19 protein-coding genes and 1 pseudogene are annotated in these 20,005 nt (G+C 70.0%); 13 read left to right on the forward strand and 7 right to left on the reverse strand.

Annotation, left to right across the window (positions count from 1 at the left end):
• Positions 1–183 precede the first annotated feature (183 nt).
• Entirely contained in the window at positions 184–861 is a 678-nt protein-coding gene (locus tag CIK81_RS07390; RefSeq protein WP_096196955.1) for a DUF624 domain-containing protein, read from the reverse strand.
• A 188-nt stretch (positions 862–1,049) separates the two neighbouring features.
• On the opposite strand from CIK81_RS07390, the gene CIK81_RS07395 reads away from it, so the two are divergent.
• The 4 genes from CIK81_RS07395 (at position 1,050) to CIK81_RS07410 (ending at position 5,822) form a co-directional block, all read left to right on the forward strand.
• Positions 1,050–2,354: an alpha-L-fucosidase gene (locus tag CIK81_RS07395; protein WP_096196956.1), complete on the forward strand. Its 1,305-nt coding sequence runs from the start codon at positions 1,050–1,052 to the stop codon at positions 2,352–2,354.
• A 259-nt stretch (positions 2,355–2,613) separates the two neighbouring features.
• Entirely contained in the window at positions 2,614–3,927 is a 1,314-nt protein-coding gene (locus CIK81_RS07400; RefSeq protein WP_218838116.1) for an enolase C-terminal domain-like protein, read from the forward strand.
• Complete coding sequence (locus tag CIK81_RS07405; RefSeq protein ID WP_096196957.1) at positions 3,911–4,939, forward strand: aldo/keto reductase; 1,029 nt, start codon at positions 3,911–3,913, stop codon at positions 4,937–4,939. Before CIK81_RS07400 ends, CIK81_RS07405 begins: the two co-directional genes overlap by 17 nt.
• Complete coding sequence (locus CIK81_RS07410) at positions 4,932–5,822, forward strand: amidohydrolase (RefSeq protein ID WP_114328792.1); 891 nt, start codon at positions 4,932–4,934, stop codon at positions 5,820–5,822. The genes CIK81_RS07405 and CIK81_RS07410 overlap by 8 nt, the downstream gene beginning before the upstream one ends.
• Before the next feature lie 33 nt (positions 5,823–5,855).
• On the opposite strand, the gene CIK81_RS07415 is transcribed toward CIK81_RS07410, so the two are convergent.
• Positions 5,856–6,548: a FadR/GntR family transcriptional regulator gene (locus CIK81_RS07415; protein WP_096166367.1), complete on the reverse strand. Its 693-nt coding sequence runs from the start codon at positions 6,546–6,548 to the stop codon at positions 5,856–5,858.
• Between the two features lie 316 nt (positions 6,549–6,864).
• Between CIK81_RS07415 and CIK81_RS07420 the strand changes: the two genes are divergently transcribed.
• The 3 genes from CIK81_RS07420 (at position 6,865) to CIK81_RS07435 (ending at position 11,148) form a co-directional block, all read left to right on the forward strand.
• On the forward strand, positions 6,865–9,447 hold the full coding sequence (locus CIK81_RS07420; protein WP_114328795.1) for an ATP-dependent Clp protease ATP-binding subunit: 2,583 nt from the start codon (positions 6,865–6,867) through the stop codon (positions 9,445–9,447).
• A 313-nt stretch (positions 9,448–9,760) separates the two neighbouring features.
• Complete coding sequence (locus tag CIK81_RS07430) at positions 9,761–10,642, forward strand: DedA family protein (protein ID WP_096196961.1); 882 nt, start codon at positions 9,761–9,763, stop codon at positions 10,640–10,642.
• Positions 10,639–11,148, forward strand: coding sequence for an amino-acid N-acetyltransferase (locus CIK81_RS07435; protein WP_114328799.1), 510 nt, complete (start codon positions 10,639–10,641; stop codon positions 11,146–11,148). The genes CIK81_RS07430 and CIK81_RS07435 overlap by 4 nt, the downstream gene beginning before the upstream one ends.
• A 57-nt stretch (positions 11,149–11,205) precedes the next feature.
• Here CIK81_RS07435 and CIK81_RS07440 read toward each other — a convergent pair whose 3' ends face one another.
• From CIK81_RS07440 to CIK81_RS07450, 3 genes are all read right to left on the reverse strand, one after another.
• A complete protein-coding gene (locus CIK81_RS07440; RefSeq protein ID WP_241964059.1) occupies positions 11,206–12,075 on the reverse strand; it encodes an A/G-specific adenine glycosylase in 870 nt (289 codons plus the stop codon).
• A gap of 101 nt (positions 12,076–12,176) precedes the next feature.
• Complete coding sequence (mscL, locus tag CIK81_RS07445; protein ID WP_096166372.1) at positions 12,177–12,662, reverse strand: large conductance mechanosensitive channel protein MscL; 486 nt, start codon at positions 12,660–12,662, stop codon at positions 12,177–12,179.
• Positions 12,663–12,720: 58 nt separating this feature from the next.
• On the reverse strand, positions 12,721–13,359 hold the full coding sequence (locus CIK81_RS07450; protein WP_114355578.1) for an SAF domain-containing protein: 639 nt from the start codon (positions 13,357–13,359) through the stop codon (positions 12,721–12,723).
• 123 nt (positions 13,360–13,482) lie between these two features.
• Between CIK81_RS07450 and CIK81_RS18820 the strand changes: the two genes are divergently transcribed.
• A complete protein-coding gene (locus CIK81_RS18820; protein WP_338065792.1) occupies positions 13,483–13,692 on the forward strand; it encodes a hypothetical protein in 210 nt (69 codons plus the stop codon).
• A 14-nt stretch (positions 13,693–13,706) separates the two neighbouring features.
• Here the strand turns inward: CIK81_RS18820 and CIK81_RS18825 are convergent.
• A pseudogene (locus CIK81_RS18825) lies at positions 13,707–13,946 on the reverse strand (FmdB family zinc ribbon protein); the annotation flags it as partial.
• On the reverse strand, positions 13,909–14,592 hold the full coding sequence (locus tag CIK81_RS07460) for a 5-formyltetrahydrofolate cyclo-ligase (RefSeq protein WP_096166375.1): 684 nt from the start codon (positions 14,590–14,592) through the stop codon (positions 13,909–13,911). The pseudogene CIK81_RS18825 and the gene CIK81_RS07460, both read right to left, overlap by 38 nt.
• A 126-nt stretch (positions 14,593–14,718) precedes the next feature.
• Here CIK81_RS07460 and CIK81_RS07465 point away from each other — a divergent pair, with 126 nt between their 5' ends.
• The 5 genes from CIK81_RS07465 to CIK81_RS07485 all read left to right on the forward strand — a co-directional run bounded on the left by CIK81_RS07465 (position 14,719) and on the right by CIK81_RS07485 (position 19,945).
• Entirely contained in the window at positions 14,719–15,345 is a 627-nt protein-coding gene (locus CIK81_RS07465) for a GNAT family N-acetyltransferase (RefSeq protein WP_096166376.1), read from the forward strand.
• Between the two features lie 36 nt (positions 15,346–15,381).
• The gene (locus CIK81_RS07470; protein WP_096166377.1) at positions 15,382–16,269 is read left to right on the forward strand and encodes a hypothetical protein; all 888 of its coding nucleotides are present in this window, start codon (positions 15,382–15,384) and stop codon (positions 16,267–16,269) included.
• Positions 16,270–16,293: 24 nt separating this feature from the next.
• A complete protein-coding gene (locus CIK81_RS07475) occupies positions 16,294–17,511 on the forward strand; it encodes an alanine racemase (RefSeq protein WP_241964060.1) in 1,218 nt (405 codons plus the stop codon).
• 110 nt (positions 17,512–17,621) lie between these two features.
• The gene (locus tag CIK81_RS07480) at positions 17,622–18,932 is read left to right on the forward strand and encodes a D-arabinono-1,4-lactone oxidase (RefSeq protein ID WP_114355580.1); all 1,311 of its coding nucleotides are present in this window, start codon (positions 17,622–17,624) and stop codon (positions 18,930–18,932) included.
• Positions 18,933–19,048: 116 nt separating this feature from the next.
• Positions 19,049–19,945: an inositol monophosphatase gene (locus CIK81_RS07485; protein ID WP_114307615.1), complete on the forward strand. Its 897-nt coding sequence runs from the start codon at positions 19,049–19,051 to the stop codon at positions 19,943–19,945.
• Positions 19,946–20,005 lie beyond the last annotated feature (60 nt).

The raw sequence follows: 20,005 nt of genomic DNA on the forward strand, positions 1-20,005 counted from the left end.
CGCCGCGTGAACGGTCTCGCGCGTCGAGGTGGCCGTGCCCACCAGCGTAACCCTGGTCCTGTCGCGAGGAGGTATCGGAACCGGCTTTCCGGACCAGGGACCCGGGCAGGTGCTCCGGGCCGAGGGACCGGACCGACAGCCCGGAGCGATGCGTCGCAGAGGTCGAGGGGTCCCTGCCCGGGCTCACACGGTCGCGGCGCTGCGCGCCTCGAGATCCTCCAGCAGCAGCTCGACCCTCCGGCCGAGCAGGGCCGTCGCGACGACGATCATGGTCGCCGCACCGAACAGGAAGGCCAACGGCCACAGGAACGAGCACACCACGATCCACACCCCGAGCAGCAGGATCAAAGCGAGGAACCGCGCCGGCACGGTGCCGGGCACCAGGAGCGCCAGCCGCCACGCGACCAGCAGGTCCTGTCGTCGCACCCGGGGGACCGCCACGAGCACCGCGGCGCTGACCGTCGACCAGGTGGCGCTGACCACGGCCAGGCCAGCCAGGATGAGCGGAGCCACCGAGCCGGACGCCCCGCCACCGATCACGATCCAGATCATCGAGACGGAGCCCAGCTGGACGATCATCAGGGGAAGCAGCCGCAGAGTGGCCGTGACGAACTGGCGCCTGTAGCTCTCCCACATCACAGGCAGCGCCTTCACCTTCGCCCCGTGGCGAGATGCTCGAAAGGCGTCAGCGGCGGCGACACTCGCGGGGGCGACCCCCAGTGCCACGAGGCCCAGGAGGCTGAGGAGCATCCAGACGAGGTTGATCCGCAGGACCAGATAGACCAGCTCGAACCCTTCGTTCAGGCGCGTCACCCAGACGGGGACCTCCGTCGGGCCCGCAGGTGTTCCGGTGCGATTCATGGAGGCAGGCTATCGGCTCCGTGTGTGAGGCCGTGCACAGCGTCCAAGGGGCACTCTCAGCAGAGAACCGATGTCTCTATAGAGGGGTGTCACGTAGCGATCGGCGCCCGCTGCAGAATTCAGGTCTGTCTCGGGAAATCTTCACCCGGCGGTTCATCAAAGGCCCGATCTTTGGTGGAATGGGTTCCATGCACAGCACCCCGCGCGCCGACGCGCTCTCCACTGCTCCCGCTGTTCTCGCTCCGACACCCGCCCAGCTCGCGTGGCAGAAGGACGGACTCGGCGTCTTCTTCCATGTCGGGGTGAACACCTTCGCCGGGAAGGAATGGAGCGACGGCACCCTGGCCCCGGACACCTTCGACCCCAGCGATCTGGACGCCGACCAGTGGGTGCGCACCGCCCGGGACCTCGGGGCGAAGTACGTGGTGCTCACCGCGAAGCACCACGACGGCTTCTGCCTCTGGCCCACGGCGACCACCGCGTACTCCGTGGCCTCCTCGCCCTGGAAGGACGGCGGCGGAGATGTGGTGGCCGAGGTCGTCGATGCCTGCCGTCGGCACGGGATGAAGCTCGGGCTCTACCTCTCGCCCTGGGACCGGAACGCCCCGCAGTACGAGGACCCCGAGACCTACGACGAGTTCTACCTCGCACAGCTGCGCGAGCTGTGCACGAACTACGGAGAGCTGCATGAGCTGTGGTTCGACGGTGCCGGATCGGCCGGTCGTGAATATGCCTGGGACCGGATCGGCGAGGTGATCGCGGAGCTGCAGCCGACGGCGATGGTCTTCAACATGGGTCCCGCCACGATCCGCTGGGTGGGGAATGAGGACGGCCTGGCCGCGGATCCGGTCGAGTACGTCACCACCTCCACCGACCTCAACAACTACGACGAGGACGTCATCCAGACCGGCGAGGCCGTCTACCTGCCGCCCGAATGCGACGTCTCGCTGCGCAAGGGCTGGTTCTGGCAGCCGGGGGAGGAGCCCAAATCACTCTCTCACCTGCTGGCCATCCATGATCGATCCATCGGCCTGGGCGCCAATCTGCTGCTGAACATCCCTCCGGACCGGCGCGGTCGGCTCGACGATGCCGATGTGGAGCGTGTCAGAGAGCTCGCCGAGGCGTTGCAGCAGCGGTTCGGCGATCCTGTCGAGGCCGTGCTCGAGACGGGTGGCGCAGGCGCCGTCCGTGCGCAGCTTCCCGCCGGGACGACCTTCGACCATGTCGAGATCCACGAGGCGCTCGAGGAGGGGCAGCGGGTCGCCGCTCACCGGGTCCTGCTCGAGGACGGCACGGTCCTGGCCACGGGCGGGAGCATCGGCGTGCGGCGCATCCATCGCCTCGAGACGCCGGTGCAGTCGGGCTCGCTCGTCGTCGAGGTCGACGGACCAGGTGCAGTGATCGAGTCCGTCGCCGTGCACGACGCCGGCGACGCACCGACTCCTGACTCGGACATCGCATACAGCGCGACCACGCAGAGGCCCGTGTCCTGAGGCCGAGGCTCTGAGACCTGGTGGGTCGGCCTGCGCCGCGCGTGTCCGACGCGCACCTCCTCAGGGGATGCGCCCTTCTAGAGGTAGGAGGTCTGCGGACAGCGGCGCGGACTGTGTTGCGCGGCCGGCGCGACCGAGCGCCGTAGATGGTGTTGCTCAGCCTTGCGTCGGCCGCCGTCCGTCCGTAATCTACGTCTAGACATCGGAGGACTGTGGGAGGAACGCCCACAACCTGATCCGAGCAGATTCGAGGAGAACCGTGCCGACCATCAGTGACCTGCGTGTGCATGACGTCCGCTTCCCGACCTCACGGGACCTGGACGGATCAGACGCCATGAACCCGGACCCGGACTACTCGGCCGCCTACGTCGAGCTGCTCACCAGCGACGGTGAGGCGGGCGAGGGCCTCGTGTTCACCATCGGCCGGGGCAACGATGTGCAGTGCGCGGCGATCGAGGCGCTCGCCGGCCATGTCGTGGGCCGGGACGTCGATGCCCTGCTCTCGGGGTTGGGCAACTTCTCCCGCGAACTCGTCGGCGATTCCCAGCTGCGCTGGCTCGGACCGGAGAAGGGCGTCATGCACATGGCGATCGGTGCCGTCGTCAACGCTGCGTGGGACCTTCGTGCGCGCCGTGAGGGGAAGCCGCTCTGGCTGCTGCTGGCAGAGCTCGCCCCGGAGCAGATCGTCGACCTGGTCGACTTCCGCTACCTGTCCGACGCGCTCACCCGGGACGAGGCGCTCGAGATCCTGCGACGCGCGGAGCCCGGGAAGTCGGAGCGCATCGCCGCCCTGCAGGCCGACGGCGTCCCGGCCTACACGACCACTCCGGGATGGCTCGGCTACAGCGACGAGAAGCTCATCCGGCTGCTGCGCGAGGCACGCGACGAAGGCTTCGACATGGTCAAGCTGAAGGTCGGCGCCGACGTCGAGGACGATGCGCGACGCATGCGGATCGCCCGCGAGACGATGGGGGAGGGCTACCCGATCGCGATGGATGCGAATCAGCGCTGGGATGTCGCGGACGCTGTGGCCTGGCTCGAGCGGCTGGCTCCCTACGATCCGGCGTGGATCGAGGAGCCCACCAGTCCCGATGATGTGCTGGCCCACGCCGCGATCCGTCGGGCGATCGCCCCGTTGCGGGTGGCCACCGGGGAGCAGATGCAGAACCGCATCATCGCCAAGCAGCTCCTGCAGGCCGGAGCTCTCGATGTGCTCCAGCTCGACGCCTCCCGGGTCGGAGGGGTCAACGAGAACATCGCGATCCTGCTGCTGGCCGCGAAGTTCGATATCCCCGTCTGCCCGCATGCGGGTGGAGTGGGCCTGTGCGAGCTCGTCCAGCACTACGCGTTCTTCGATGCCGCCGCCGTCGCCGGACCGCGCTCGGACCGCTACATCGAGTACGTGCACCACCTCCACGAGCACTTCGAGGATCCCGTCGTGATCGACCAGGGTTCCTACGCCGCACCCACGAATCCCGGTTCGGGAGCGCGAATGCACGAGCGCTCCGTCCAGGAGCACCGGTTCCCGCAGGGCGACGTCTGGAAGGATCTGAGCGATGCCGACGCCTCCTGACACCGCCTCCGCCGGCCCCGCCGGTCCCACTGACCCCTCTGGCCTCTCCGGTGCTGCGGCGCCGGATGCGCCTGCGCGACGTCGGCGCAACCCGTTGCCGGAGCTCGGCTTCGGAGCTGCTCAGCTCGGCAACCTCTACCGCGTCACCACCGACGACGAGGCGCGTGGCGCCGTCGACGCGGCGTGGGAGGGCGGGATCCGGATGTTCGACACCGCCCCGCACTACGGCATCGGGACCAGTGAGCGGCGCCTCGGGGCTCTCCTCGCGGACCGTCCCCGGGAGGAGTACGTGCTCTCCACCAAGGTGGGGCGGCTGCTCGTGCCCGGCCCCGGTGACGGCGACGACATGGAGCATGAGTTCGCCGTTCCGGACGATCACATCCGGGTGTGGGACATGAGCGGTCAGGGGATCCGGCGCAGCCACGCGGAGTCCCTCGAGCGGCTCGGCCTGGACCGGGTCGACATCCTGTATCTGCACGACCCGGAGGAGGGCCCCACCGAGCAGGCGTTCGCGGAGGCCCTGCCCACTCTGGCCGCGATGCGGGAGGAGGGCCTGATCAGCCGCATCGGCGTCGGCTCCAAGGACGTGGACGTCCTCACCCGCGCCGTGCGCACCGGCCTGCTGGACGTGGTCATGGTCTCCGGTCGCTACACCCTGCTCGAGCAGCCCGCCGCGGAGCAGCTGCTGCCCGCCTGCCTGGACCATGAGGTGGAGGTGGTCGCGGTATCCGTCTTCAACTCCGGGATCCTCTCCCGGCCCACGGTGCCGGACCGCGCGAAGTACGAGTACGGCGACGCGCCCGTCGATCTCCTGCAGCGTGCTCGCGAGCTGGCCGCGCTCGCCGTGCGCTACGGCGTCGAGCTCCCCGAGCTGGCGATCCGCTACCCGCTGCGGCACCCCGCGATCTCCTCCGTCGTGCTCGGGATGCGCACCGCCGATCAGGTGCGCCAGAACATCGAGCGCTGCCTGCGGGAGATCCCCGAGGAGATCTGGGAGCAGATCGATGCGTGAGGTCCGCACGGATGCCCACCTGCACCTGTGGGATCTCGCCGGAGGCGGTTACGGCTGGCTCGCGGAAGCCCCCGAGGCTCTGCGACGGAACGCCCGCTGGGACGCGGCTGCGCCTCAGCTCGACGCACTCGGGGTGGAGCGCGTGGTGCTCGTGCAGGCCGACGACACCCGGGCGGACACCCTCGCGATGCAGGAAGCGGCCACCGCGATCGAATCGAGCGCCAGGAGCAGGTCCGGGGCTACGGGAGTGCAGTGCGTGGACGTGGTCGCGTGGCTGCCCTTGGCCGATCCCGGTGAGTGCGCGCGCCTGCTCGGGGACGGTACGGCGATGGCCCACGTCGTGGGCGTGCGCCAGCTGATCCACGACGATCCGGATCCCGGCGTCCTGGATCGCGCCGAGGTGCGCGAGAGCCTCGGCCTGCTCGCCGCCAGGGGCCTCCCGCTCGACGTCCCGGACGCCTTCCCCCGGCATCTCGGCCAGGCCGCGCGCGTCGCGGCGGAGGTGGAGGGCCTGGTGGTGGTGCTGGACCACCTGGGGAAGCCACCGCTGGGGGACGTCGCCGAGATGCAGGAGTGGGAGCGGTCCCTGCGGGGCGTCGCGGCGCAGAAGGGCACGGTCGCCAAGATCTCCGGCCTCTCGACCAGTGGCCGGGGCTTCGCAGCGTCCGGCGCACTGCGCACCGCCCTCGACCTCGCCCTCGAGGTGTTCGGGCCGGAACGCCTGATGTTCGGCAGCGATTGGCCGATCGCGCCCACGCCCTTCGACCTGGGATCGGGGACCGGGCCGCTGCTCGAGCTGCTGGGGGAGCTGCCGTCCGAGGATCGTGCCGAGATCATGCACGGCACCGCGCAGCGGGTCTACCGGCGGCTCTCGACCGCCTGATCCCGCGCTGATCCCGCGCGGGGCGCGCGCCGCTCAGCCGGCCGAGAGCCCCTTCTGGATCCAGCTCTCGACCCCGCCGATATGGGCAGCGGCATGCACACGCGCCAGATCCGCCCGACCTGCGCGCAGCGCATCGAGGATGCGACGGTGCTCGGCGAGCGTCGCCTGCACCGCGGAGTCCTCCGTGAGCCCGCGCCATACCCGGGCGCGGGCGGTGGCGCTCGCGAGCCCTTCGAGCATCGAGGCGAGGTAGGCGTTGGGGCACCGGCTCGTGATGAGCTGATGGAAGTCGATGTCTGCCTGGACGAGATCCTCGACCGAGGAGTGGTCCGAGAGGTCGACCATGAGCTGCTCGAGCCGCTCGAAGTCATGGTCGCTGAGGTGCGGGCAGGCCTGCTCGACAGCAGTGGGCTCCAGCAGGCGGCGCACCTCGAGGATCTGTCCCTCACCCGATCCCTGATGCAGGTCCAGGATGAATCCCAGCGACTCCACCAGCAGGCTCGGGGCGAGGGAGGTGACATAGGTGCCATCGCCCTGGCGCACGTCCAGCACACGGATCACGGAGAGGGCCTTGACGGCCTCGCGCAGGGAGTTGCGGCTCACGCCGATCCGCTCGGCGAGCTCCTTCTCCGGCGGCAGACGGTCCGACGGGCCGAGTTCGCCGTCGATGATCATCTGCTTGATCGCATCGATCGCACGGTCCGTCACAGCATGCGGTGCTGGCATCGCGTCCCACTCCTCGCCGGACCGGCGTACGTGCCGGTCACGCATCGGTTCGATGCTAGTCGAAGTGGGCTGCAGCCGGGAGTCGAACGGCGCGGGTTCGTCGCGGAACCACGGGGAACCAGGGGGTCCGCGGGAGCCCCGTGCAGTGGCAGCGCCTGGCAGACCGCTGGTCGCGCTCGTCGGCAGCACCCCATGCCGCACCTCATGTCGCGCCCGCCTGTCCCGCCCGCCCGTCACGCCCGCGGCGAACAGGCGCGGCTTCCGCGCCGAATCCGCGTAGTCTCGATCCATCACCACCACCGGACGGGGGAGGACCATGTTCGAACGCTTCACCGATCGCGCCCGTCGCGTCGTCGTCCTGGCCCAGGACGAAGCACGGCTGCTGAATCACAACTACATCGGCACCGAGCACATCCTGCTGGGACTCATCCACGAGGCCGAAGGAGTCGGCGCCAAGGCGCTCGAAGCCCTCGGCGTGACCCTCGATGCCGTGCGCGAGCAGGTTCGCGACATCATCGGCGAGGGCAACCAGACCCCCAGCGGCCACATCCCCTTCACGCCCCGCGCGAAGAAGGTGCTGGAGCTGAGCCTGCGCGAAGCGCTGCAGCTGGGACACAACTACATCGGCACCGAGCACATCCTGCTGGGCCTGCTGCGCGAGGGCGAGGGCACTGCGGTCAAGGTGCTCTCCCGTCTCAAGGCCGAGCCGTCGGCCGTGCGGCAGGAGGTCATCGAGCGCCTCTCCGGCTACCAGGGCAAGGAGCCGGCCACCGCCGGCGGCCCCTCCGAGGGTCAGCCCGCCGGATCGCTCGTGCTGGACCAGTTCGGCCGCAACCTCACGCAGGCCGCCCGCGACGGCAACCTCGACCCGGTCATCGGGCGCGAGCACGAGGCCGAGCGGGTCATGCAGGTGCTCAGCCGCCGCACCAAGAACAACCCGGTGCTGATCGGCGAGCCCGGCGTGGGCAAGAGCGCCGTCGTCGAGGGCCTCGCCCAGTCCGTCGTGGCCGGGGACGTCCCCGAGACGCTCAAGGACAAGCAGATCTACACCCTCGACCTCGGTTCCCTGGTGGCGGGCTCCCGCTACCGCGGTGACTTCGAGGAGCGCCTGAAGAAGGTGCTCAAGGAGATCCGCACCCGCGGCGACATCATCCTGTTCATCGACGAGATCCACACCCTCGTGGGTGCGGGTGCCGCCGAGGGCGCGATCGATGCCGCGAGCATCCTCAAGCCGATGCTGGCCCGCGGCGAGCTGCAGACCATCGGCGCGACGACTCTCGAGGAGTACCGCAAGCACATCGAGAAGGATGCTGCGCTCGAGCGCCGCTTCCAGCCGATCCAGGTGGATCAGCCCTCGGTCGCGCACACGGTCGAGATCCTCAAGGGCCTGCGCGACCGTTACGAGGCGCACCACAAGGTGACGATCACGGATGCCGCACTGGTGGCCGCCGCGAACCTCGCGGACCGCTACGTCAACGACCGTTTCCTGCCGGACAAGGCGATCGACCTGATCGACGAGGCCGGTGCGCGTCTGCGCATCCGTCGTCTCACCGCGCCGCCCGAGCTCAAGGAGTTCGACACGCGCATCGAGGAGACGCGGAAGAAGAAGGAGGAGGCGATCGACGGCCAGGACTTCGAGCTCGCCGCCTCCCTGCGCGACGAGGAGCAGCAGCTCAAGTCCGAGCGCGACGAGAAGGAGAAGGCCTGGCGTCACGGTGAGAACGACGCGGTGACCACGGTCTCCGAAGAGGTCATCGCCGAGGTTCTCGCCGCCTCGACCGGCATCCCGATCGTGAAGCTCACCGAGGAGGAGTCCTCGCGGCTGCTCAACATGGAGGACGAGCTCCACAAGCGCGTCATCGGTCAGCACGAGGCCATCAAGGCGCTCTCGCAGGCGATCCGCCGCACCCGTGCGGGGCTCAAGGATCCCAAGCGCCCGGGCGGCTCGTTCATCTTCGCCGGGTCCACCGGCGTCGGCAAGACGCTGCTGGCCAAGGCGCTGGCGGAGTTCCTCTTCGGCGACGAGGAGTCGCTCATCCAGCTGGACATGTCCGAGTTCGGCGAGAAGCACACCGCCTCGCGGCTGTTCGGCTCGCCCCCCGGCTACGTCGGCTACGACGAGGGCGGACAGCTCACCGAGAAGGTGCGTCGCAAGCCGTTCTCCGTGGTCCTGTTCGACGAGGTGGAGAAGGCCCATGTGGACATCTTCAACTCGCTGCTGCAGATCCTCGAGGACGGCCGGCTCACGGATTCCCAGGGTCGCATCGTCGACTTCAAGAACACCGTGATCATCATGACCACCAACCTCGGCACGCGCGACATCGCCAAGGGCGTGTCCCTGGGCTTCACCGCCGGGGGAGACCTCTCCACCGACTACGAGCGGATGAAGGCGAAGGTCCACGAGGAGCTCAAGCAGCACTTCAAGCCCGAGTTCCTCAACCGTGTCGATGACGTGGTCGTGTTCCCGCAGCTCTCGCGCTCGGAGATCGTCGAGATCGTCGACTTGGAGGTGGGCAAGCTCGGCAAGCGTCTGCAGGACAAGGACATGTCGATCGAGCTCGCACCGGCCGCGAAGAGCGTCGTCGCGGAGAAGGGCTTCGACCCGGTCCTGGGTGCTCGTCCGCTGCGTCGCACGATCCAGCGCGACATCGAGGACGTCCTGTCGGAGAAGATCCTCTTCGGCCAGGTCCACGTGGGCGACACGATCCTCGTGGACGCGGAGGGCGAGGGTTTGCTCGGCGAGCTGACCTTCAGCCGCCGTACGCCCGACGGCACGGTCGAGCCGATCAGCGAGAACATCGATCTCGAGGCGGTCACCCAGGCTCGGTCGGAGGAGCTCACTCACCCTGATGCCCCGGTGGAACCGGGCACGGACAGTGCGGAGGCCAGTACCTCCTGATCGGTGAGGGCCGGTCCCGCGTCACGCGGGGCCGGCCCTTTCCGCGTGCTGGGCGGTCATGGCGACCGCGAGGGCTGCCCTCACCGCCGGTCTGAGAGCCCGGCGCCGGCCGGTGGCGACCTGTCCTGGGCCGGCGCGGTACGTGTCAGCAGGTCTCGGCACCTCACCCAGCATCCCGGATCGTCCTCGGCGGCCAGGCGACGCGGAGCTGACGGTCGCGGGCAGCACCGCACGATCACCATGTGCAGCAGATCCACGAGCAGCAGATCGCTCTGAGAGCTGATCTCGACATCGATGAGGAAGGAACCCACGAATGGGCGAATTCATCGACTGGATGCTGTCCTTGTCCGGGCAGGTCGAGGACTGGATCCTGGTCGTCGCCGACGCCTGGTGGGTCTACCTCGTCATCTACGGGCTGTCCGCACTGGACGGCTTCTTCCCGACGGCTCCGAGCGAGTCGACGATCGTGTCGCTCTCCTCCCTGTGGTCCTCCTCCGGCCGGCCCTACCTCCTCCTGATCGGTCTCGCGGCATGGATCGGGGCCTGGACCGGGGACAACATCGGCTACTGGCTCGGGAGCAAGATCGGCTGGGAACGCTTCCGGTTCCTGCGTGAGGGCAAGGGGCGCACGGCGGTCGAAGCCGCTGAGCGTGGCTTGCAGCGACGCGCGCTGCTCTTCCTCATGACCGCCAGGTACATCCCCTTCGGACGCACGGCCGTCAACCTCGTCGCCGGAGCGGTGCACTTCCCGCATGCCAAGTTCTGGCCGCGCTCCCTGCTGTCGACCTTCGTGTGGGCCGTGTACTCCTGCGCGATCGGTGCCATCGCCGGTGCCTGGTTCGGTGAGCACAACCTGCTGGCGATCACGGTCGCGCTCGTCGCCGCCGTGGTGCTCGCGCTGATCGCCGAGCGCGTGATCAACGCCGTCCACCGCACGCTGGACCGCCGCGCCGAGGCCCGCGGAGAGATCGTCCCGGACCGGGACGAGGACGAGCCGCTCTCCGGACCGGAGGGGCCGACGGCCCAGGCCGCCCACGCCGCTGCGGCGCAGGACTCGCAGGACTCCGCTTCCCAGGTTCCGCAGGACTCCGCCTCGCAGGTCCCGCTGGATTCCACCGGTCCGCGGGCGAGCGGGACGCCAGAGCTCGCAGATCCAGAACCCGTCACCGCACAAGGACAGGACAGTCCCGCATGACCATCAGCATTCGCCCGGCGCTTCCCGCTGACGTACGAGCCATCAACGCGCTCGTCGAGCCGATGACGCACACCGGGATCCTGCTCGGCAAGGATCTCGTGTCGTACTACGAGGCGGTGCAGGAGTTCCTCGTCGCCGTGGACGACAGAGGGGAGGTGGTCGGTTGCGGCGCCCTCCACGTGATGTGGGAGGACCTCGCCGAGGTGCGCACCCTGGCGGTGCACGACAGCCAGCGCAGCACCGGACTGGGGCACCGCATCCTCGTCGCGCTGCTGGAGCGCGCCACGCAGCTCGGGCTCAGCCGCGTCTTCTGTCTCACCTTCGAGGTCGAATTCTTCGCCCGTCATGGCTTCGAAGTGATGGCCGAGGTGGTCGAGCCCGAGATCTACAACCAGCTCCTGCGCTCTCCGGACGAAGGCATCGCGGAGTTCCTCGACTTGGCTCGCGTCAAGCCCAACACGCTCGGCAACACCCGCATGATCTGGACGCTGCCGAGCGGGGACTGACAGGCTCCCGGATCGGCGCTGCAGCGACCGGAACACCCCGTCGTCGGAACGCGTGGGTCAGGGGAGGCGCAGTCCCTCCTCGGTCCGGGCGGCGAGCCCGTCGGCCACGAGGGACGTCATGCAGCGCTCCACGCGGGGCCGGTCCTCGGGATCCAGCGCGAGCAGATCCTTGGTCGGCGCCTCGCCGTCGCGGCGCAGGGCCGCCATGATCTGACCGCGCATCTGACGGTCGGTGCCCTCGAAGGTCTGGCGACGTCGGGTGTCGACGGGAGCGGCCGGGCTGCCGTCGGCGACCCAGGCGCACCCGTTCTCGGCCAGGGGGCATTGCGCGCAGCGAGGGGAACGAGCAGTGCACACGAGAGCCCCGAGCTCCATGACCGCCTGGTTCCAGGCGACCGATCGCTCACGCTCGGCCGGCAGGCTGCGCGTGGCCAGCGCGCGCTCCGCCGCCGAGTAGGAGCGGGCGGGCAGGGCGACGCCTTCGACGCTCCGGGCGAGGACGCGCCGGATGTTGGTGTCCACCACGACGGCACGGTCATGGTGAGCGAACGCGGTGACGGCAGCGGCCGTGTACTCCCCGATGCCGGGCAGGGCGCGCAGAGCGTCGAGCCCGCGAGGGACCGTTCCCCCATGCTCGCGCACGATCGTTCTCGCGCACTCCTGCAACCGCAATGCGCGGCGCGGATATCCCAGCCGGTCCCAGCAGCGCAGGACCTCCGAGGTCGGGGCGTCTGCGAGATCCGCGGGGGTGGGCCACTGCTGCATCCACTCCGTCCACCGGGGGAGCACCCGCGAGACCGGGGTCTGCTGCAGCATCACCTCGGAGACCAGCACGGCCCAGGCGGAGGTGTCCTCATGACGCCAGGGGAGATCGCGGCCGTGGTGGGCGAACCACTCGATCACCGTCTCCACGCTGAGGTCAGACACCTGATCTGTCGGAGGTGTCTGCTCCTGAGCACTGCGGGGCGGGACCTCTCGGTCCCGCCCCGCAGTGAGGAGAGGTGGTGCCGGGGCACCATTCATGTCGTTCAGACCTGGGGAGGCGTTGCGCCGCCCTGCTGAGGGGGCGTGGTGCCGTCCTGCGGAGCCGTGCTGCCGTCCTGGAGGGGAGCAGCGCCAGCAGCGTGCTGAGGAGCCAGGGCGTCACGGATCTCGGTGAGGAGCAGGATGTCCTCGGAGACGGCGGACTCCTCTTCCTCAGGAAGTCCACGGCGACGACGGTCCATCTTGCGCGCGGCCGAGATCGGCAGCACGAAGACGAAGTACACGACAGCTGCCGTGATGAGGAATGCGATGACTGCAGAGAGGATCGCGCCGATATCCACCTTGGTGGATTCGTTCGTGATCTTGAAGGCCAGGCCGTCGACGTTGTTGCCGCCGAAGACGTTGATGACGGGCTGGATCATGTTCTCCACGAACGCGGTGATCAGGGCCGTGAAGGCGGAGCCGATGACGACACCGACGGCAAGGTCGATGACGTTGCCCTGCATGATGAATTCCTTGAAGCCCTTCATAGGGTCATCCTTACTGATTCGGGGAGAGGGAAAGCCGCTTGCACGGCCCACCGGGACTCTAACCGATCAGCGCGACGCTCAACCAGCCTTCCGCCGAGGAGCGGGCGAGGACGGCCGCATCATCGCGGTCGATCGCGACCAGGACCTGCGCTGGTGCTGCGGTTCCGCTGCTGAGCATGGAGGAGGTCTCCGGGTCGCGATCCGATGGGACCTCGACCACATGGGCGAGAATGCGGCGGGGAACGGCGGACTCCGGGGCGGAGCCGATGATCTCCACCTGGGACCCGGGGAGCAGCAGCGGCGCCAGCGCCGCGGGGACGGGCACGGCCATCAGCGCGGATCCGTCGGCGACGGCGGAGGGCTCGCCTCCATCGAGTGCTCCGGTCAGCACAGGGGAGTCGGCCGGCACCCGCACCGCCGTCTCCTGCCCGACGATCCCCTCGGCGCTCGAGACGGCTCCCGGCGGGACCAGGTCGACCGCTACGCGCACCGAGCGGAGGTGATGGGCATCCAGCACCGTGCCGGCCGGCAGCTCGACATCCGCCACGACGACGGTGGCCGCCTGGCTGTCCGGTGGCAGCAGAGATGGGACGACCAGGGCGAGGACCAGCGCAGCGGCGAGGGCCGCGAGGGTGCGCCGGCGTCGACGCAGAGCGCGCCGCCAGACGGGGAGCTGGGCACGGATCCGAGGGAGCATGGCCCGAGGCTAGAGCGCGCTCCTGCCGGGCCGCGCGACGGCGCAGCCGGCGGTGGACGAGCTCGGTCTGTGGAGGAGAGGTCGTGACGCCGGCCGCGCAGCCGTCGGACCAGCGCCCGGGCCGTGGGTCAGGAGGCGGCGGGAGCGGGCTGGCTGCTGGTGCTGCCGGCGCTGCTGGACTCCGTGCTGGTGCTGGTGCTGGTGCTGGTGCTGGTGCTGGAGTCCGAGCTCGAGCGTGCCGCGGAGGAGGACTCCGTCGAGCTGTCGCCCGTGCCGGAGGCCGCCGAGGAGCCCGAGGAGGAGGCGCCCGAGGACGCGGAGTCCGTGGAGTAGAAGCCGGGGCCCTTGAAGACGATCCCCACGGAGTCGAAGACCTTGCGCAACGTTTCCTGCGTGCACTCGGGGCACGTCACCAGAGAGGCGTCGCTGAAGCTCTGGTACTGCTCGAACCGATGACCGCAGTTCTTGCAGGCATAAACATAGGTGGGCACGCGGAGTCCTCCGGGATGTTCTGTGAACTCGACCGCGGAAGGCGCGGCCGCGACGATTCTACGACTGGGACGGGACGTGTGGGGTCTCTGCGCCATCGATCGTGACCAGGCAGACGAGCCCGTCGGCCGTGAGCACGGCCGGGATCGGGATGTCGTGCTCCTCGCGCGGGAGCGAACCCGCCGAGAGGAGCTCGGAGGGATGCACCACCGCGATCACCTCGCAGCTGTCGCGCACCTGGGTGAGTGCCCGGTCGTAGTACCCGGCGCCGTGGCCGATGCGCGTGCCGAGGCGATCCACCGCGACCGCCGGCGCGAGCACCAGGGCGGCACGGGCGAGGGCATCGGGACCGATCCTCTCCCCGGCGGGCTCCATGCCGAATCCGCGCCCCGGGGACGCGACGAAGTCGGAGTGCCCGTCCCACCGGATCCAGTCGAGTCGCTCCGCTCCCGCAGCAGCAGGGAACACGAGGTCCGCCCCGAGCTCGGCGAGCCGGCGCGCCAGGGGCAGCACGTCGGCTTCGGTGGGGGTCGGATGATAGGCGGCGACCAGCGGGCGTTCGGTGCCGGCCGCTGCCAGGAGCGCCTGGATCCGCGCGATCACGGGCTCGGCCTCCTCCAGCAGCTGCTGGGACTCCCGGGCACGACGTCGCGCACCGTCCTGCCCTCCGTAGCGCTCCCGACGCTGGGCCCGCAGCATGCTGCGCAGCTCCTTCTTCCGCGTGGTGATCGCCTCCGTGTCCATGTGCTCCACGATCCCACAGCGCACCTCTGCGCGCGCCTCACCTGGACGGGCACCTCGCCACTCCACCTCGCCACCCAGCAGCGAGACGTGCCCCGGGCGCGGGCCGCGCCCGTCTACGATGGCGCGATGGTTCACGTGTGGCCGCTGACACTGCGCGACGGGGAGCTGGTGCTGCGGCCCCTGCGACGCCGTGATCGCGCCGATTTCGAGCGCCTGCGCACCCGCAACCGCGAGTGGCTGCGGCCCTGGGACGCCACGGATCCGGAGGCTCCCCGCAGGATCCTCCCCTTCAGCTCCGTGCGACGCTGGAACGAGCAGCAGGCACGCCTGGGGCTGTATCTGCCGCTGCTGATCACCGTGCGCGGCAAGCCGGCCGGCCAGATCACCGCAGGTCCGATCCAGTACGGCGCGCTGCGCACCGCAACTCTCGGCTACTGGATCGATCGGGACCTGGCCGGAGCCGGTCTCGTGCCGAGATCCGCGGCGCTGATGATCGATCACCTCTTCGCCGAGCTCGGGCTGCACCGGGTGGAGGTGACGGTCCGCCCCGAGAACGACGCCAGCCTGAGAGTGGTCCAGAAACTGCATCTGCGCCCCGAGGGGACTCGCCGCGCCGCGATCCACGTCGACGGCGCCTGGCGCGATCACAGCGTCTTCGCGCTCACGGCGGAGGAGGTGAGGACGGGGGATGACGGCAAGGGCGTCCTCGCGCGACTTCACAGAGAGTTCTTCTCCGACACGCCCATGGGATGACCAGGGAAATCACATCCCTGTCATTAGTGTGTCGGTGTGGAGTCCATCAACCTCGGCGCCGTCCTCTTCGGCCTTCTGCTGCTGCTGTGGGTGGCCTATGCCCTCCCGCGGACGGCAGGCCGCCGCGAGGTGATGGGCCGAGCGCGGGAGACGGAGCTCACCGAGATCAGCTCGGGAACCCGTGATCTGTCCGAGGCCGTCCACGCCCGTCGCTCCTCCCGTGAGGTGAATGCCGCTATGTCCCAGGACCGCCTGCTCCTGCGTCCCGCCGATCCGACCAGTCGCCCGCGCTTCGACGCAGTGCCCGGTGCCCGCATCGACCTGCTCGAGGAGCGCGCCCGAGCGCGGCGTCTCATGAAGGTCGTGCTGGTGGGGATGGTCGCGATCACCCTCGCGCTCGTCGGGCTCGCTGTGGCCCAGATCCTCACCTGGTGGGTGCCGGCGATCGCCGTCATCGCCCTGACCACGTACCTGCTGGGCCTGCGCCGGGCCGAGCTCGAGAGGCGCGCCCGCGTCACCCGCGCGGCAACCCTTGCCCGTCAGGAGCGAGCGCAGCGCGAGACCAGCCGTCGAGCGGCCTCGACCGGATCGCAGTCCGCGGCAGTGGAGCCGACGGGGACCACCGCGCAGACGGGTTCCGCCCCGGTGCGTCGGGAGCCGCTGGAAGCCACCACCGAGCGCGCCGCGCACCAGGTCACGGCGGCCGGTGAGTGGACCCCGCGCCCCGTCCCGGCGCCCACGTACGCACTGCGTGGCGAAGTGGACGATCTCGCCACCCGTCACGCTGCCCACCGCCAGAGCATGCAGTCGGCCACGGTGCCGCTGGAGAGCGACTCGGTCGAGGAGCTCGAGGCGGTCGACGAAGCCTTCGCCCCCGCCCAGGACCTCCACCTCGACGAGATCCTCGCGCGACGTCGGGCCTGAGACAGGATCGGGAAGGGAGCGTCCGTGCGGATCGTGGAGAGCGAGGGCGCTCTCGCCAGGGCCGGCCTGAGCGAGCGACCGGTCGCGGTGCTCGATCTCGACGCCTTCGACGCGAACCTCGAGGACCTCGCCCGTCGCGCCGCCGGCACCCCGATCCGCGTTGCCTCGAAGTCGTTGCGGGTCCGGTCCCTGCTGGAGCGTGCGCTCTCCCATCCTGCCTTCTCCGGAATCCTGGCGTACACGCTGCCGGAAGCGCTCTGGCTGGTCGGCCACGGACTCGGCGACATCGTCGTCGCCTACCCGACGGTTGATCGCGGCGCCCTGCGGCAGCTGCTGACCGCACCGAAGGCGGCGGGCTCGATCACCCTCATGGTCGATGAGACGTCCCAGCTCGACCTGATCCTCGACGCCACCGCAGACCTCCGCTCCCGTGCCGGTGCGCGCATACGGGTCGCGATCGAGCTCGACGTCTCCTACTCCCCGCTGCCCGGCCTCCGCTTCGGTGCGTACCGCTCCCCGGTGCGCGGTCCGCAGCAGGCTGTGAGCCTTGCTCGCGAGATCGCCGCCCGGCCCGCTCTCGAGCTCGTTGGGCTGATGGCCTACGAGGGCCACATCGCCGGGGTCACCGATTCCTCGTCGACGCCGTACGGCCTCGCGGTGCGCGCGATGAAGGCGCTCTCGCGGCCGGACGTCGCTGCACGCCGCACCGAGGCTGTCGCGGCGGTGCGCGAGGTCGCCGACCTCGAATTCGTCAACGGCGGGGGCACCGGTTCGATCGAGTCCACCGGCGCCGAGCCCGCGGTCACCGAGATCGCGGCCGGGTCCGGGCTGATCGGCCCCGGCCTCTTCGACGGATATCGCGGTTTCCGCCCGCAGCCCGCCCTGCACCTCGGATTCCCCGTGGTGCGCCGCCCGGCACCGGGCGTGGCGACCCTGCTCGGGGGAGGCTGGATCGCCAGCGGCGCCCCCGGAGCGGACAGGTTGCCCACGATCACCGCCCCGCGCGGGCTCTCCTTCGCTCCGCAGGAGGCGGCCGGGGAGGTGCAGACCCCCGTGCTCGGACCCGCTGCCGATGATCTCCGGGTCGGGGACACGGTCTGGCTGCGTCATGCGAAGGCGGGCGAGCCCGCGGAGCATGTGAGCTCGTACGTTCTCATCCACGGTGCGGGGAACGAGGCGGACCCGATCACCGTGGACTCCGTCGTCGACACCTACCGCGGCGAGGGGCGGGTCTTCCTGTGACCGCCCCCGCCTGCACCCGGCCCGAGCCGCTCGTCGCACTCCGGCACCGTCAGAGCTGACGCGATCGGGATCCACCGGGCGATCTCCCACCAGGCAGCAGAGGAGCTTCCGTGCGCACAGCGAACATCCCCACCAGGACGTGGAGCGGTGGGCATCGCTGGTGCCCCCAGCACCTCCTCGCCCCGCGCGACGAGGCCGGCGTGCTCGAGGGGCTCGCGCTCGCGCGGTCCCGCAAGCTGCCGCTCAGGGTGATCGGCGGCGGGCACTCCTTCACCCCGCTGGCCGCGACCGACGGCGTCGCGATGAGCCTGGAGGCGCTGTCCGGGTTGGTCCGTGCGGACCCAGCATCGGGCCTGGTGACTCTGCGGGGCGGCACCCGACTCTGGGAGATCGCGGAGCTGCTGGCCCCCTACGGTCTCGCGCTGTCCGTCATGGGCGACATCGATCGCCAGTCGATCGCCGGCGCCATCCAGACCGGGACCCACGGCACCGGCGCCCGCTTCACGGGGTTCGCCGGCATGGTGCGAGCCCTGCGCCTCGCCCTGGCCGACGGCAGCATCGTGGAGACCTCGCCCACGCAGGATCCGGATCTCTTCCAGGCGGCCCGTCTCGGACTCGGCACCATCGGCATCGTCCTCGAGGTGACGATCGCGTGCGTGCCCGCGTATCGGCTCGATCTGGTCGAGAGCACCGAGCCGCTCGAGGCGACCGTCGGCTCCTTCCTGCCGGACTCCGCGATCACCGATCATCACGAATTCTTCTGGTTCCCGCGGACGGACCGCGCGACCGTGCGCGTCAGCAGGCGGGTCCCGCAGGAGACGGCGCGGCGACGCCCGAGTCGCGCAGCCGAACTCCTCCAGCAGGAGGTCCTCGGCAACGGGGCCTGGGAACTGCTGTGCCGCAGCGCCGCCCTCGTGCCGCATCTCAGCCGCCCGGCGGCCGAGATCGCCTCGCGCGTGTTCGCCGGGCCGCGCGTGGTCGATGACTCTGCCGCCGTCTTCACCGCACCCCGGCGAGTGCGCTTCCAGGAATCCGAATGGGCCATCCCGGCGTCGCGCTTCCCCGCGGCCTTCGCCGCGCTGCGGGCGCGTGTCGAGGACGAGAACGTGCGCGTCACCTTCCCGCTGGAGGTGCGTCGGGCCGCGGCGGACGATGTCTGGCTGTCCACCGCTCACGGCCGGGACACCGTGTACATCGCCGCGCATCGTTACCATCGCGAGGAAGCCGGGCCCTATCTGCTGATGGTCCAGCGCGTCCTGGAGCCGTTCGCAGCGCGCCCGCACTGGGGCAAACGGCACTGGCTCGGCAGGAAGGAGCTGACCTCCCTGTATCCCCGGTTCGAGGATTTCCGCACGGTACGGGAGGCGGTGGATCCCGACGGGGTGCTGCTGACCGGATACCTCCGACACCTCCTGCTCTGAGCGTCGTGCGGCGATCGCTGCGCATCGAGGATGGTCCGTCCACGTCCCGCACCGGGGTCAGTCCGCCCGGCGGCCGTCCCGGCAGTGCCCCACCGGACCGGGCTAGGCTCGAGACGATGAACACGTCAGCAGCGCAGACAGCGCCCACCACAGCACCGAGCCCCGACCACCTGCTGGACATCGCCCTCACCGCAGCGCGTGCTGCGGCGGACTACATCCGATCCCTGGATCGCGAGGGCCTGGCCCGCGAGTACAAGACCTCCAGCCACGACATCGTCACCGAGCACGACCGGGCGAGCGAGGAGATCATCGTCGCCGAGCTGCGCCGCCTGCTCCCCACCTGCCGCATCGTCGGCGAGGAGGGCGGGGAGCGCCCTGCCGATACGCCCCATGCCGGCGAGGCGGACTCCGCGGAGCAGGTCGTGAGCTTCTATGTCGACCCGATCGACGGGACCAGCAACTTCGCGGCCGGCCTGCCCCTGTTCTGCATCTCGATCGGGGTGACGGTCGGCGATGAACTGGTCGCCGGCGTGATCGACGCTCCCATCCTCGGCCAGGTGTTCACGGCGGCCGACGGACCTGCGATGCTCAACGGTCGCGAGCTGCGGCCCCGCGCCACGAACGGTGCGCCCGATGCCCTGGTGCTGTCCGGCTTCCCGGGCCAGCGCACATGGGCGGAGTTCCCTGAGCTCGCCGCACGGGTGCAGCCTCAGCTGGAGGACGGGCTCTCCGCGATCCGCCATCTCGGCTCGGCAGCCATCGAACTGGCCTATGTCGCCGCCGGCTGGGCCGATGCGACCTTCCTGGCCTCGATCAACGCCTGGGACATCGCTGCGGGGTTCCACATCCTGAACCGGGCCGGTGGCTCTGTGCGCACGTGGCCGGGCCGAGGGGAGAAGGGCCTGCCCGATTTCCTGAACCCGGCCTATGTCGCCTGCACCGGTCAGGAGCGCCTCGACCTGGTCGACGGCGTGTTCGAGGAGCTCCAAGCTCTGCGTGACGCAGATCTGTGATCCTCGTCAAGGCGGTCATGACGAGTCGTCATCCGGGGCTTCCCGGTGGTAATCTGTCAT

It is taken from the genome of Brachybacterium sp. JB7 (assembly GCF_003335205.1).
Classification (GTDB): domain Bacteria; phylum Actinomycetota; class Actinomycetes; order Actinomycetales; family Dermabacteraceae; genus Brachybacterium; species Brachybacterium alimentarium.

What these genes read in the sequence shown, in the direction of transcription:
- CIK81_RS07390 (WP_096196955.1), bottom strand. Translation starts at nt 861, where the DNA reads ATGAATCGCACCGGAACACCTGCGGGCCCGACGGAGGTCCCCGTCTGG.
- CIK81_RS07395 (WP_096196956.1), top strand. Translation starts at nt 1,050, where the DNA reads ATGCACAGCACCCCGCGCGCCGACGCGCTCTCCACTGCTCCCGCTGTT.
- CIK81_RS07405 (WP_096196957.1), top strand. Translation starts at nt 3,911, where the DNA reads ATGCCGACGCCTCCTGACACCGCCTCCGCCGGCCCCGCCGGTCCCACT.
- CIK81_RS07410 (WP_114328792.1), top strand. Translation starts at nt 4,932, where the DNA reads ATGCGTGAGGTCCGCACGGATGCCCACCTGCACCTGTGGGATCTCGCC.
- CIK81_RS07415 (WP_096166367.1), bottom strand. Translation starts at nt 6,548, where the DNA reads ATGCCAGCACCGCATGCTGTGACGGACCGTGCGATCGATGCGATCAAG.
- CIK81_RS07420 (WP_114328795.1), top strand. Translation starts at nt 6,865, where the DNA reads ATGTTCGAACGCTTCACCGATCGCGCCCGTCGCGTCGTCGTCCTGGCC.
- CIK81_RS07430 (WP_096196961.1), top strand. Translation starts at nt 9,761, where the DNA reads ATGGGCGAATTCATCGACTGGATGCTGTCCTTGTCCGGGCAGGTCGAG.
- CIK81_RS07435 (WP_114328799.1), top strand. Translation starts at nt 10,639, where the DNA reads ATGACCATCAGCATTCGCCCGGCGCTTCCCGCTGACGTACGAGCCATC.
- mscL (WP_096166372.1), bottom strand. Translation starts at nt 12,662, where the DNA reads ATGAAGGGCTTCAAGGAATTCATCATGCAGGGCAACGTCATCGACCTT.
- CIK81_RS07450 (WP_114355578.1), bottom strand. Translation starts at nt 13,359, where the DNA reads ATGCTCCCTCGGATCCGTGCCCAGCTCCCCGTCTGGCGGCGCGCTCTG.
- CIK81_RS07460 (WP_096166375.1), bottom strand. Translation starts at nt 14,592, where the DNA reads ATGGACACGGAGGCGATCACCACGCGGAAGAAGGAGCTGCGCAGCATG.
- CIK81_RS07465 (WP_096166376.1), top strand. Translation starts at nt 14,719, where the DNA reads ATGGTTCACGTGTGGCCGCTGACACTGCGCGACGGGGAGCTGGTGCTG.
- CIK81_RS07485 (WP_114307615.1), top strand. Translation starts at nt 19,049, where the DNA reads ATGAACACGTCAGCAGCGCAGACAGCGCCCACCACAGCACCGAGCCCC.